This window comes from Caproicibacterium amylolyticum, from assembly GCF_014467055.1.
In the GTDB taxonomy this organism is placed as follows: domain Bacteria; phylum Bacillota; class Clostridia; order Oscillospirales; family Acutalibacteraceae; genus Caproicibacterium; species Caproicibacterium amylolyticum.
In genome coordinates this window covers 1,574,161-1,587,778 of the sequence record NZ_CP060696.1, presented here as the reverse complement: position 1 = coordinate 1,587,778, position 13,618 = coordinate 1,574,161, and the positions used below count along the sequence as shown (strand labels likewise).

The window sequence follows — 13,618 nt, the reverse complement described above, 5'->3', positions numbered from 1 at the left end:
AAATTATTTACATTTAAGAAGCCATTTTGTAAATATAAAGATTGCTTTTTCATGCCAGTTTGGGTACAATAAATTGTTAGACCGAGCAGATGCCCTTTTCTGTGGATCTGTATTACCGTGAAACGAGGTGTTCTTTTGTCAAAGCTAGTAATTGTGGAGTCGCCTGCTAAGGCGAAAACCATTAAAAAATATTTGGGCAGCGGCTATGATGTGGTCGCTTCAATGGGTCATGTGCGTGATTTGCCGGAAAACCGGCTGAGTGTGAAGGTCAGCGATAATTTTAAGCCGCAGTATGCCATTATCAAGGGCAAAGAAGAACTGGTGGATAAATTAAAGGAAAAGGCAGAAAAAAGTGACAGCATTCTGCTGGCAACTGACCCTGATCGTGAGGGAGAGGCGATTTCCTGGCATCTTGCGTACATTTTGGGTTTGGATGTAAACGATACAAACCGTGTTACATTTAATGAGATTACAAAAACCGGTATTGAAACCGGCATGCAGAATCCACGCACGATTGACATGGATTTGGTGAACGCACAGCAGGCACGCCGTATCCTTGACCGTCTGGTTGGCTACAAGCTCAGTCCGTTCCTTTCCCAAAAGATTCGCCGCGGGCTTTCCGGCGGCCGTGTGCAGAGCGTGGCTGTGCGGATAATCGTTGACCGCGAGGAAGAAATCAAAGCCTTCAAGCCGGAAGAATATTGGTCTGTAGATGCCAAGTTCGTACCTGCAAAGGGTACGTTCCGTAAGCAGTTTACTGCAAGCCTTTACGGTACCGAGGAAGGCAAACTGAAAATCAGCAATCAGGAAGAAGCTGACAAAATTCTTGCGGATCTCAAAGAAGCAGATTATGTTGTAACAAAAGTGAAGAAAGGCACCCGCCGCAAGAGCCCGGCACCGCCGTTCATTACTTCTACACTTCAGCAGGAAGCAAGCCGTCGGCTTGGTTTTACCGCACGCCGTACGATGAAAGCCGCACAGGAACTGTATGAAGGCATTGAAATTGAGGGAATGGGTGCTGTTGGTTTGATTACCTATATGCGTACTGATTCTTTGCGCCTGAGTGAAGATGCCATTGCTGCTGCAGCGGAGTACATTGAAGGACGCTGGGGAAAGAAATATCTGCCTGATACCCCCCGCCATTTTAAAACGAAGGCGAACGCACAGGATGGTCATGAGGCTATTCGTCCCTCCACACCCAGTATTGACCCGGAACAGATTAAGGAAAGCCTGACTGGCGACCAGTATAAGTTGTACAAGCTGATTTGGGAACGCTTCATTGCCTGCCAAATGAGCAACTGCCTGCAGGCAACCACGCAGGCGGAAATTTCCGCGGATAAATATTTGTTTAAAGCCAGCGGCTATACCATTACATTTGATGGCTTTACAGTGCTGTACGAGGAAAAAAAGGATGAGGCAGATGAAAGTACAGGCGGTACACTGCCTCCACTTGAGAAAGACATGCCTTTAAAGTGCAAAGAGATTGCGGGCAATCAGCACTTTACCCAGCCGCCGGCGCGCTTTACAGAAGCTAGCCTGATTAAAGCATTGGAAGAAAATGGAATTGGCCGCCCAAGCACTTACGCTGCGACAATCGGTACAATTTTAAATCGTGAATATGTGGTGCGCGAGGCGAAGGCACTGAAACCGACGGAACTTGGCGAAGTTATGACCAAGCTGATGAAAGAACGCTTTCCAAAGGTTGTAAATGTGAAGTTTACAGCACAGGTGGAAAATGAGCTGGATGAAGTACAGAATGGTAAGGTCGAATGGGTTCAGGCGGTACATGATTTTTACGATGACTTTGCGGAAACGCTGAAAGTTGCCAAAGAGCAGATGAAGGATGTAAAAATCCAGCTGAAAGAGGACGAAACCGATATTATCTGCGAAAAGTGCGGCCGCCGCATGGTCGTTAAAATGGGGCGCTACGGCAAATTTATTGCCTGCCCCGGTTATCCGGAGTGCAAAAATATTAAGAAATACGTTGAGAAAAACGGCGCCAAGTGCCCCAAATGCGGCGGCGACGTTGTGATTAAGCATACCAAAAAGGGACGCGTTTTTTATGGCTGTGAAAACTACCCGAACTGCGACTTTGTCTCATGGGATGAACCGACACAGGAGCTTTGCCCGAAGTGTGGCAAAACGCTGCTGCGCAAAAAGGGTAAAAACCCGAAGTTTTACTGTGTAACACCGGAGTGCGGCTATGAGCGCGTTGGAGAAGACAAAGCGGACGAAGAAAATTGAGTTTGCGGGCAGGAGGAACTATGCGCATTACGGTCATTGGTGCAGGGCTGGCGGGCTGTGAAGCGGCCTGGCAAATTGCAGAAAACGGCGGTGAAGTCGATTTAATCGAAATGAAGCCGGAAAAGTATACGCCGGCGCACAAAAACCCTGATTTTGCGGAGCTGATCTGTTCCAATTCGCTTAAAGCGGAACGAACGGACAGTGCCGCCGGACTGCTGAAAGAAGAAATGCACCGCATGGGTTCTCTGCTGGTGCCGTGTGCTTTGCAGACTCGCGTTCCGGCGGGCGGTGCACTAGCGGTAGACCGTACGAAATTTTCCGCCATGGTTACGGAAAAAATACACAGCCATCCGAATATTCACTGCACTGTGCGGGAGTGTGACAAGATTCCGGCGGAGGAAATTGTTGTAATTGCAACTGGCCCCCTGACCAGCGATGCGCTGGCAGCGGAGATTGCCAAATTATGTGGCGGCGGTCTGCGCTTTTATGATGCCGCAGCGCCGATTGTAACCGCGGAAAGCCTTGACCGCAGTAAAATTTTTGCCGCCTCCCGCTACGGAAAAGGGGACGGAGAGGATTACCTGAACTGCCCAATGAATCAGGAAGAATATGAGCGCTTTTATACAGAGCTTGTCAATGCGGAACGCGCGCCGCTGCATGGCTGTGATGTGCGTGACCCAAAGGTGTACGAGGGTTGCATGCCGGTGGAAGTGATGGCACAGCGCGGTGCGGACACCATGCGCTTCGGTCCGCTGAAGCCGGTTGGCCTGCGCGATCCGCGCACGGGACATCGTCCTTGGGCAGTGGTGCAGCTGCGCCGGGAGGACGCGGCCGGTACGCTGTACAATCTGGTCGGTTTTCAGACAAACCTAAAGTTTGGCGAGCAGAAGCGTGTGTTCGGCCTGATTCCGGGGCTGGAGCATGCGGAGTTTACGCGTTACGGTGTGATGCACCGCAATACATTTTTAAATGCCCCCGCAGTGTTGGACAGTACATTTCAGCTTCGCCGGGACCCGCGTCTTTTCTTTGCCGGGCAGATGACCGGTGTGGAGGGGTATATGGAGTCAGCTTCTTCCGGCTTGCTTGCCGGCAGAAACGCTCTGCGCTTTGCGCAGGGTTTGCCGCTGCTGACACTGCCTGAAACAACCATGACCGGCGCGTTGGCGCACTGGGTGCAGTTCGGCGGAGCAGGGGACTATCAACCACTAGGCGCAAATTTTGGCATGATGCCGCCGATTGAGCCACATATTCGGGACAAGCGTGAGCGCTACGCTGCATTTTCCGAACGCGCTTTGCGCGACTTGGCAGATTTTGTGGCGGCAGGCAGCTGGAAATAGGCGGCACTTTACGGGGATATATTCATACTTACAGGAGGTAATTATTTTGAAAATTATTGTCGATGCATTTGGCGGGGACAACGCACCACTTGAAATTATGAAAGGCTGCGCGCAGGCGGTGCAGGAGCTGGGCATTGAAGTTTTGCTGACCGGCCGGAAAGATGCCATTCTGCAGACTGCCAAAGAAAATGCGATTTCCATGGAGCATATGGAAATCTGCGACTGCCCGGACGTAATTGATATGAACAGCGCCGGCACGGATATTATGCGTGCCGGCAAAAATTCCTCCATGGCAGTGGGCCTGCAAAAACTGGCGGAGGGCGCAGGCGATGCATTCATTTCCGCTGGCAACAGTGGCGCTTTAACCGTTGGTGCAACTTTTTTGGTAAAGCGAATTAAAGGCATTAAGCGCGTTGCATTTGCGCCGGTTATGCCAAGTGCGGAAAGCTGCTTTATGCTGATTGACGGCGGCGCGAATGTGGACTGCAAACCGGAAATGCTGAATCAGTTTGGCTTGATGGGTTCCATTTATATGAAAAAAGTAATGAATGTGCAGAACCCGCGGGTAGGTCTGCTGAACGTCGGCACAGAGGAGCATAAGGGCGGCGAACTGCAGCACGGTGCTTATGCGCTGCTGAAAGAGAGCGGCTTAAACTTTACCGGCAACGTGGAAGCACGCGATGTGCCGGACGGTGTGGTCGATGTGTTGGTTGCAGATGGCTTTTCCGGCAATGTGCTGCTGAAAACCTTTGAGGGCACCGCCATGATGATTCTGCACAAATTTAAATCTGTTCTGACCGGCAGTTTGAAAAACAAACTTGCGGCTTCTGTAATGCTTAAAGACATTGGTGCGCTGAAAAAAACGATGGATTACAAAGAATACGGCGGGGCGCCGCTGCTGGGCTGTGCCAAACCGGTGTTTAAGTCGCATGGTAATGCGGACGCAAAAACATTTTTTAACGCCCTGCGTCTGACTAAGGGCTATGTGGAAGGAAACGTTGCAGGCGAAATTGCGCAGAGCGTTGCCGCCTACAAAGAAAAAGCTTCTCAAGCGGAGGCCGCAGAATGAAAGATATGGCACCATTGGAAGAAAAGCTTGGCTATACATTTCAAAACAAACAGCTTTTGCTGAATGCCTTGACACATTCCTCTTTTGCAAATGAAACACATGCACCCGGCGGCAGCAATGAGCGTTTGGAATTTTTGGGGGACAGTGTGCTTGGCTTTGTGGTGGCGGATTATCTGTACCGTAACTTTCCGGACTGGCCAGAGGGCCATTTAACCAAAACGCGGGCGGCACTTGTGTGCGAGCAGGCATGCTGCGATTTTTCCCGCCAGATGAACGTCGGTGACTCTCTGCGGCTGAGCCACGGAGAACAGAACGGCGGCGGGCGCAGCCGCACTTCCATTCTTGCGGATGCGTTTGAATCTATTACTGCGGCTATTTATCTGGACGGCGGTTTTCAGCAGGCGCGCGATTTTATTCTGCGTTTTACACTGCCTGCGCTGAAAACCCTGCGCAGCAAGGCACCGTTTCACGATTACAAAACGAAGCTGCAGGAAATTATCCAGCGCAATCCGGGTGAAAAGCTTTCTTATGTGCTGACGGGAGAATCCGGCCCGGATCACGACAAGCATTTTACCGTAGAAGTGCATTTGAACAGCAATGTCATCGGCAAAGGCGGTGGCCACACAAAAAAAGACGCGGAGCAGCAGGCCGCCCGCGAAGCATTGGAACTGATGGGCTATTGAAACACGCAAACATAGCGGTTTTTGTACCGCATATCGGCTGTCCGCACCGGTGCAGTTTTTGTGACCAGCGGCTGATTACCGGAGAAACGCACGCACCAACTCCGCAGGAGGTGCGTGATGCGGCGGAGACAGCGCTTCATTCATTAGGCAAAGCTGCTGCCAAAGCAGAGATTGCGTTCTTTGGCGGCAGCTTTACTGCGATTGACAAAGAATATCGAAGGAGTCTGCTGCAGGCGGCTTATCCATATGTACAGGATGGCTGTTTCGCGGGGATTCGTCTTTCTACGCGTCCGGACGCAATCAGCGAAGCAATTCTGGATGAACTGTGTGCATATGGTACCACAACAGTGGAACTGGGCGCACAGAGTATGGACAATGCTGTACTGAAAAAAAACGGGCGAGGCCATACTGCAGAGCAGGTTTGCACCGCTTCGAAAATGATTGCCGCACGCGGTCTGCACCTCGGTTTGCAGATGATGACCGGTTTGCCCGGTGACACGCCGGCGGGCGCACGCTGCACGGCGCAGTGTTTTGCAGAACTGCATCCGCAGGAAGTGCGTATTTATCCGACGATTGTTTTGCCGGATACACAGCTTGCGGCGTGGTATCAGTCCGGAGAATACCAGCCGGAAACGCTGGAGGAAGCGGTTGGCCTTTGTGCACAGCTGCTTCAATTCTTTGAAGAACGCGATATTCGCGTAATTCGCTTGGGGCTGCACGCTTCGCCGGAACTGGAGCAGGAGCGGCTTGCCGGCCCTTGGCATCCGGCGTTTCGGGAACTTTGCGAAAGCCGCCGCTGGCTTGCTCGCATGCAGCAGATGCTTTCCGGAAAGCCGCTGGGTAACTATACTTTTACGGTTCCGGAAAAATATTTGTCACAGGCAAAAGGACAGAAAAAAGCAAATCTTTCCGTACTGGAAACGATGGGCTGGCACGTTGCTGTTACGGCAGGGGACGCGTTCCGCCTGCTGCGTGCGGCCGAACCTGCTTCGAAAAAGGAGACTTGCACATATGCTGATCCGCTCACTTGAAATTCAGGGCTTTAAAACATTTCCGGATAAAACAGTGCTGCAGTTCAATAACGGAATTACTGCCGTAGTCGGTCCAAACGGCAGCGGCAAAAGCAACATCAGTGATGCGGTACGCTGGGTTTTGGGCGAACAAAGCGTAAAAACGCTTCGCTGCACCAAAATGGAAGACGTTATTTTTAACGGCACACCGCAGCGCAAGGCACAGGGCTTTGCCGAAGTTACGCTGAACATTGACAACAGCGACAGGCGGCTTCCGTTTGATAAAGATGAAGTCGCGGTTACGCGGCGGTATTACCGCAGCGGTGAAAGTGAATATCTGCTTAATAAAGCAGCTGTGCGTTTGCGGGATGTCAACGAACTGTTTATGGACACCGGCCTTGGGCGGGACGGTTATTCTATTATTGGACAGGGACGAATTGACGCGATTGTCAGCGCCCGCAGTGAAGACCGCCGGGAAATTTTTGAGGAAGCCGCCGGTATTTCGCGCTATCGTTATCGGAAGGCTGAAAGTGAGCATCAGCTGGATGCAGCAGAGGAGAATCTGGTGCGCCTGCGGGACATTCTTTCGGAATTGGAAGGGCGGGTTGGCCCGCTGAAGGAGCAAAGTGAGAAAGCCCAATCTTTTTTGACACTGTCGGAAGAAAAAAAGGGGCTGGAAATTGCTGTTTGGCTTCAATTAATGGAACAGTCTTCCAAAACACTGCATCAGTATGATGATAAAATTATGCTTGCACACGCACAGCAGGAAGCGGCAGAGAAGCAGCTGGATGAATTGGACAAGGCTGCTGAAAAGAATTTTCAGAATATTACGGATTGTGCGGCGCAGATTGACCGTGTGCGGCAGGAAAGCAGCAGTTGTGAGGAAACCGCCGCAAAAAGAGACGGCGAAGCGGATGTGCTCTGTAATGATGTGCGCCATAGCGAAGAAACGATTGTACGCTTAAAAACCGAACTTTCTGTATCTTCACAGGACAGTACCCGCATGGATACGGAAGCGGCCGGAAAAGCCGCTCAGATTGAAGCCTGTGCGACACAGACCGAAGAATACCGTGCGCAGATTGATGCTTTGAATCAAAAGTTGGAAGAACTGCGTACGCACATGAATCAAAGTTCCGAAAAGGCAGATGTGCTGTCCCGCAGACTTTCTGAACTTTCCACAAAGGCCACAGAAAACAAAGTTGCCGAAATGACCGCTGCTTCGGCAATCGGTGAAATTGGCCTGCGCGTTTCACAGGTCGGCGAAAATATCCACGCCAAGGAAGAACTGCTTGCACAGCTGCAAAAATCTAAAGAAGCGAGTGCGCAGATGCTTGCTGAACTGGAAAAGCATGTAAGTGACCTGTGCAACACAGAGCATGGTTTTGAATTAAGGCTGCAGAATCACCGCAAAAAAGCAGATCAGCTGAAGCAGGAAGCAGACAGGCTGTTGTTGGATGCAAAAGAAAGTTTTCGGCGTGTTGACCTTCTGGAAGCGCTGGAGCGCAACATGGAGGGCTTTAACAAAAGTGTAAAGACAGTGATGCAGGAAGCCCGCCGCTCAACCCTGCCAGGTATCTGCGGGCCGGTTTCCCGCCTGATTACAGTGCCGGATACATATGCAGTGGCGTTGGAAACCGCGCTGGGTGCGTCCATGCAGCACATTGTCGTAGAGTCCGAGCAGGATGCAAAACGTGCCATTCAGATGCTGAAGCGGCGTGACGGCGGGCGTGCTACTTTTCTGCCGCTGAATACGATTCACGGCCGTGTACTGGAAGAACGCGGGCTTGCAGACTGTGCCGGTTTTGTCGGTATTGCCAGTGAGCTCTGTACTTCGGAGGAACGCTACCGCAGTATTCGGGAAAACCTGCTGGGCCGCATTGCGGTTGCCGAGGATTTGGATGCAGCGGTTGAAATTGCGCGAAAATATAACTATCGGTTCCGAATTGTAACGCTTGACGGTCAGGTGGTAAATGCAGGCGGATCTTTGACTGGTGGTTCCTTGGCACGTAATTCCGGTTTGCTCAGCCGGCGCAGTGAGATTGAGCGTATTCAGAAGAAAGCGCAGGAACAGCAAAAGCAGGCGGATGCAGCGGCAGCAGCACTGAAAAGCTGCCAGCAGGACGCGTCCCGTGATGAAGCGGAACTGGCTGCCGCCCGTGGAGAACTGGCAGGTGCACAGGAAGACCGCATTCACATGGCTGCCGACCGGGAGCAGCTTTTAAAGGACCTTGCGGGTGTGGAGCAGGATGTACAGGCACTTTGTGCGGAGCGTGACAGCTCTGCGCAGCGCCTGGCACAGCAGAAACAGGCGCAGGATGCAGCGCACCGACAGTCGGAAGCTACTGCGGAAGAAATTGCGGCTCTGCGTGCGGAGTCTGAAGCGCTCAGCGACAGCCGCAGTGATTTGAACCAGCAAAGTGACGCCTATATCACACAGATTCAGGAAAAGCGTTTACAAATGTTGGCAGCTGAAAAGGATTTGGAAAATCTGCGCAGTTCACTGCAGGACATACGGGAGCGTCTGCAAAGCAGCGCAGACCATGCGGATTCCCTTACTGCGCAGCTGCAGCAGGAAAAAGAACGAATTGCACAGCTGAAAAATCAAATTTCTGCCATTCGTGCCGAAGCAGAGGCACTGCGCCGCCAATCGGCAGAGAGTGGTGCAAAAATCGGGCAGATTAATGAGCGGCGGATGCAGTTGGAACAGCAGAATACTGCTTTACGCCAGCAGCAGCGTGACAAAAGCAATGAAAAAGAAAATATCGGTCATGAACTTGCACGTCTTGAGGAACGGCGCGACAGCTTGCAACAGCAGTATGACAGCGTTGCGACAAAGCTTTGGGAAGAATACGAACTTACCCGGCGGGAAGCGGAACCGTTAGCAGCGAAAATTGATGATTTGCAGCGGGCGCAGCGGCGTCTAAATGAATTGAAAGGCTTGATCCGCGCGCTTGGTTCGGTCAATGTTGCCGCAATCGAGGAGTACAAAGAGGTAAGTGAACGCTATGAATTCCTTTCCGCACAAATTCATGACGTGGAAAAGAGCCGAGATGAACTGCGGCACCTTATCGGCGACCTGACGCACCAGATGCGCGAGCAGTTTGAGCAGAGCTTTGCGCACATTCGCCGGAATTTTACCGAAACATTCCGGGAACTTTTTGGCGGCGGTACTGCCGGATTGGAACTGACGGCGCCGGATGACATTCTATCCTCCGGCATAGAAATTACCGTACAGCCGCCCGGCAAAATTGTGTCGCATTTGGAAAGCCTTTCGGGTGGCGAAAAGGCACTGGTTGCCATCGCGCTCTACTTTGCAATTATGAAAGTTTCACCGCCGCCGTTTTGTATGCTGGATGAAATCGAGGCTGCACTGGATGATGTAAATGTGACCCGCTTTGCCAATTACCTGCGGCGCATGACACGCAACACGCAGTTTATTGTGATTACGCATCGGCGCGGCAGCATGGAAGAAGCGGATATGCTTTACGGTGTTACTATGCAGGATGAAGGTGTCAGCAAAATTCTGGTACTGCATCCGGATGAAATCGCAAAATATAATTAAAAATCGACCGGGTGTTTGCCCGGTCGATTTGCATCTGGATGTATATTTGTGGTATCATGAAAGCAGAATTTGTAAGGACTTGATTTATAAGATCCTGCTGAAATAAGGAGGCCCGATTCATGGGACTGTTTGCAAAAATTAAGGCCGGCTTAAAAAAGACACGCGAAGAAATGAGCAATTCCGTACACCGCATGCTCCACTCCTTTACGAAAATTGATGAAGAACTTTTTGAAGAATTGGAAGAACTGCTGGTAATGGGTGATGTCGGTATTTCTACATCCGAACACATTTGTGATGAACTGCGCAGAAAAGTAAAAGAACGCGGCATTAAGGACCCTAATGCTATTTTTGACTTGTTGCAGGAAACGGTTTCCGAAATGCTTAGCGGTGGAGAAGAACTGAAAGTCAGCACTAAACCCTCCATTATTCTGGTCATTGGTGTGAATGGCGTCGGTAAAACCACGACAATCGGGAAAATGGCCGCCTATTTGCAGAATCAGGGGAAAAAAGTAATTTTGGGTGCGGCGGATACTTTTCGTGCTGCTGCAATCGAGCAGTTGCAGGTTTGGGCTGACCGAGCCAAGTGTGATTTAATCAAACAGAGCGAGGGCAGTGACCCGGCCGCGGTCGTATTTGATACGATTTCCGCTGCCAAGGCGCGCGGGGACGATGTGGTTATTTGCGATACCGCAGGCCGTCTGCACACCAAAAAAAATCTGATGGATGAGCTGGCAAAAATCAACCGCGTGATTGACCGTGAACTGCCGGACGCTGACAAAGAAGTACTGCTGGTTTTGGATGCAACCACTGGCCAGAATGGTGTGAATCAGGCGCGCGAATTTAAAAACTCAGCCGGAATTACCGGAATCGTACTGACCAAATTGGATGGTACGGCAAAGGGCGGCGTTGTGCTGGCAGTGCGGGAAGCACTGGATATTCCGGTGAAATTTATTGGCGTCGGTGAACAGCTGGATGATTTGCAGCCCTTCAATGCAGATGATTTTGCTAAGGCTCTGTTTGACCGCGACCCGGCGGAATATAAAGAACTGGAAAACGGGGAGGAGCAGTAAAATGCAGTATATTCTTGCAACGCATAATCAAAATAAGGTGCGGGAATTTTCCCGCATGTTGGAACCGCTGAAGATTGAAGTGACAACAGCAGATTTACCGGAAGTTGAGGAAACCGGTACAACTTTTGAAGAAAACGCTTACTTGAAAGCCAGTGCCGCCTGTAAAGTGACTGGAAAGCCTGCTATTGCGGATGATTCCGGACTGTGCGTACATGTTTTAAATGGCCAGCCCGGAATTCATTCTGCCCGCTACGCGGGGGAAAATGCTACAGATGCTGACCGTATTGCAAAGCTGTTAGATGCACTGAAAGAGGTGCCGGGAAAAGACCGGCTCGCAAAATTTGTATGTGTTATCTGCTGTGTCTTTCCGAATGGCGACATTTTGACTTCTCGCGGGGAGTGCCCGGGTTCTATTGCGTTTGCACCCAGTGGGGCAGACGGCTTTGGCTATGACCCGATTTTTCTGGTTGGAGATAAAACTTTTGCACAGATGAACAGTCAGGAAAAAGATGCGGTCAGTCACCGCGGGAATGCACTGCGAACGTTTCAAAAAGACCTGCAGCTTTACTGTAACAAACATGAACACTGAACAAATATTTACTTTGCCGCCGGAAGCAGGACTTTCCGGCGGCTTTTGTGTTTAGACGGACTGTGAGACCGGCGCAATCTTAAATTCTTCAGACGCTGATTATGAAGTTATGCACCAGAAGAACAAAATCCGCTATACTATAAGAAGAACAATAAAGGAGGGCTTTGCCATGAATGAGAAAACGCCGCTGGATGCGCTGATTCCGGGGGGTGGGGGGCGAGTGGCCGCACTGACTGCGACCGGTCCCATGCGCCGCCGTTTGCAGGATATCGGGTTAATTGAAGGTACAAAGGTGGATTGTCTGCTGCAGGCACCGTCGGGTGACCCAACTGCATATGCAATTCGGGGAGCGGTGATTGCACTAAGAAAAGAAGATGCGGGTTGTGTGCTGCTGTCTGAGGTTTAAACATGTGTGCGGAAGCAATACCTGCCAATGCACGCACCATTGCGTTGGCAGGCAATCCAAATGTGGGGAAAAGCACTGTATTTAATGAATTGACCGGTCTGCATCAGCACACTGGAAACTGGCCGGGAAAAACTGTAGAAACTGCGCAGGGGCAATTTGTCTTTCAAAATAAAACGTACAGCTTAGTTGATTTACCGGGCACGTATTCCTTGTTTGCACATTCGGCGGAAGAAACAGTTGCGCGGGATTATCTGTGCTTTGGTGAGGCACAGGCGGCGGTAGTTGTGTGTGATGCAACCTGTTTGGAACGAAATTTAAATCTTGTACTGCAAACGCTGGAAATCACGGGGAACGTTGTGGTCTGCGTAAATCTGATGGACGAGGCAAAGAAAAAGCATATTCGAATTGATTTGCAGCGGCTTTCACAGGAATTGGGCGGTGTGCCGGTAGTGGGGGTAAGTGCCCGCAGCGGCGGACTGGATGTTTTGGAAACCGCATTGGCAGATTTGCCGGAACGCCCGGCTGTGCAGATAACTTACCCGCCGGAGGTTGAGCAGGCAGTTGCTTCTGTTCTGCTGCAAGTGGAAAAATATAGACCAGATTCCGGTGCCAGATGGCTTGCACTTCGCCTGCTTGACGGCGATAAGAGCTTTTTAGAGAGCTTGCGAACGTACTGCCCGGCACTTTTGCAAGATCGAGAACTGCAAGGAAAAATCAAGGATGAAAAAGCCACTCTGCGCAAGAATGGATTGTCAGAGGATGCGTTGCGTGATGAAATCACGGCGGTGCTGGTGCGGCGTGCGGAGCAGATTTATCGCAGCTGCGTGGTACGGGAAAACTGCCCTGCCGCAATGCGGGATCGCAAACTAGACCATCTGCTGACCAGCCGTGCAACAGGGATTCCTATTATGCTGGCGCTGTTAGCAGCGGTTCTCTGGTTGACGATTACTGGTGCAAATTATCCTTCTGATTTGCTTTCTACTGGATTGTTTGCACTTCAGGATGCGATGCTAAGCGGTTTGCAGAGTATCGGCGCACCACAATGGTTGACCGGGCCGTTAGTAATGGGCGTTTACCGTACGCTTGCGTGGGTTGTCAGTGTGATGCTGCCGCCAATGGCCATTTTCTTTCCATGCTTTACGCTTTTGGAGGACTTTGGGTACTTGCCGCGTGTGGCATTTAACTTGGATCACAATTTCAAAAAGGCACATGCGTGCGGAAAGCAAGCACTTACCATGTGCATGGTATTTATAAGTTTGCATCAGATGCGCCATTTAATATTTATTGTGTCCTCATCAATCCATATGGATTTAATGAGGGTGGATATCAGAAGCCGCTTTTCTTCAAGTGTTCCCTTCTTTAATAATACGGTATCCATACTCGCAAGCGCTCCCATAAACATTTTCAAAGGCGCATCAATTTCACTTTGGCTAGATGCAAGCTCCTTTTCAAAATAGTTTTTCCTTGTTTGTAATTTATCCATGCGGTCTGATATTTCTTCAATTGGCAAAGAGCCAACCTGGTATAAATCCAGAAGTCGTGCAATCTGTATTTTAATGTCATTAAGGGAACTCTGTATAGCTTTATGTTCATTCGCTTTTTGATTGGTCGGTCTTTGTCCTAAAACTTTATCAAAATATTCTTTGTC

General features: G+C 50.6%; 10 protein-coding genes. All 10 read left to right on the top strand.

Annotated features, from left to right (window positions below):
- Nucleotides 1–135 precede the first annotated feature (135 nt).
- The 10 genes from topA (at nt 136) to H6X83_RS14725 (ending at nt 13,427) form a co-directional block, all read left to right on the top strand.
- Nucleotides 136–2,244, top strand: a complete 2,109-nt coding sequence (topA, locus tag H6X83_RS07575) for a type I DNA topoisomerase (RefSeq protein ID WP_212505902.1) — start codon at nt 136–138, stop codon at nt 2,242–2,244.
- A gap of 20 nt (nt 2,245–2,264) precedes the next feature.
- The gene (trmFO, locus tag H6X83_RS07570; RefSeq protein ID WP_212505901.1) at nt 2,265–3,581 is read left to right on the top strand and encodes a methylenetetrahydrofolate--tRNA-(uracil(54)-C(5))-methyltransferase (FADH(2)-oxidizing) TrmFO; all 1,317 of its coding nucleotides are present in this window, start codon (nt 2,265–2,267) and stop codon (nt 3,579–3,581) included.
- Between the two features lie 46 nt (nt 3,582–3,627).
- Nucleotides 3,628–4,650, top strand: coding sequence for a phosphate acyltransferase PlsX (gene plsX, locus H6X83_RS07565; protein ID WP_212505900.1), 1,023 nt, complete (start codon nt 3,628–3,630; stop codon nt 4,648–4,650).
- Nucleotides 4,647–5,333, top strand: a complete 687-nt coding sequence (gene rnc, locus H6X83_RS07560; protein ID WP_212505899.1) for a ribonuclease III — start codon at nt 4,647–4,649, stop codon at nt 5,331–5,333. Before plsX ends, rnc begins: the two co-directional genes overlap by 4 nt.
- Nucleotides 5,330–6,364 carry an elongator complex protein 3 gene (locus tag H6X83_RS07555; protein ID WP_212505898.1) on the top strand — a complete coding sequence of 345 codons (1,035 nt, stop codon included), beginning with the start codon at nt 5,330–5,332 and terminating at the stop codon, nt 6,362–6,364. The genes rnc and H6X83_RS07555 overlap by 4 nt, the downstream gene beginning before the upstream one ends.
- Nucleotides 6,345–9,905, top strand: coding sequence for a chromosome segregation protein SMC (smc, locus tag H6X83_RS07550; RefSeq protein WP_212505897.1), 3,561 nt, complete (start codon nt 6,345–6,347; stop codon nt 9,903–9,905). The genes H6X83_RS07555 and smc overlap by 20 nt, the downstream gene beginning before the upstream one ends.
- Nucleotides 9,906–10,024: 119 nt before the next feature.
- Nucleotides 10,025–10,975 (top strand): signal recognition particle-docking protein FtsY, encoded by a 951-nt coding sequence (gene ftsY, locus H6X83_RS07545; protein ID WP_212505896.1) that lies wholly within the window; start codon nt 10,025–10,027, stop codon nt 10,973–10,975.
- 1 nt (nt 10,976) lies between these two features.
- Entirely contained in the window at nt 10,977–11,564 is a 588-nt protein-coding gene (locus H6X83_RS07540) for an XTP/dITP diphosphatase (RefSeq protein ID WP_212505895.1), read from the top strand.
- Nucleotides 11,565–11,733: 169 nt separating this feature from the next.
- Nucleotides 11,734–11,970, top strand: coding sequence for a FeoA family protein (locus tag H6X83_RS07535; protein WP_212505894.1), 237 nt, complete (start codon nt 11,734–11,736; stop codon nt 11,968–11,970).
- A gap of 2 nt (nt 11,971–11,972) precedes the next feature.
- Nucleotides 11,973–13,427 carry a FeoB small GTPase domain-containing protein gene (locus H6X83_RS14725; protein WP_343063102.1) on the top strand — a complete coding sequence of 485 codons (1,455 nt, stop codon included), beginning with the start codon at nt 11,973–11,975 and terminating at the stop codon, nt 13,425–13,427.
- Nucleotides 13,428–13,618 lie beyond the last annotated feature (191 nt).

What these genes read in the sequence shown, in the direction of transcription:
- ftsY (WP_212505896.1), top strand. Translation starts at nt 10,025, where the DNA reads ATGGGACTGTTTGCAAAAATTAAGGCCGGCTTAAAAAAGACACGCGAA.
- H6X83_RS14725 (WP_343063102.1), top strand. Translation starts at nt 11,973, where the DNA reads ATGTGTGCGGAAGCAATACCTGCCAATGCACGCACCATTGCGTTGGCA.
- smc (WP_212505897.1), top strand. Translation starts at nt 6,345, where the DNA reads ATGCTGATCCGCTCACTTGAAATTCAGGGCTTTAAAACATTTCCGGAT.
- rnc (WP_212505899.1), top strand. Translation starts at nt 4,647, where the DNA reads ATGAAAGATATGGCACCATTGGAAGAAAAGCTTGGCTATACATTTCAA.
- H6X83_RS07540 (WP_212505895.1), top strand. Translation starts at nt 10,977, where the DNA reads ATGCAGTATATTCTTGCAACGCATAATCAAAATAAGGTGCGGGAATTT.
- H6X83_RS07535 (WP_212505894.1), top strand. Translation starts at nt 11,734, where the DNA reads ATGAATGAGAAAACGCCGCTGGATGCGCTGATTCCGGGGGGTGGGGGG.
- trmFO (WP_212505901.1), top strand. Translation starts at nt 2,265, where the DNA reads ATGCGCATTACGGTCATTGGTGCAGGGCTGGCGGGCTGTGAAGCGGCC.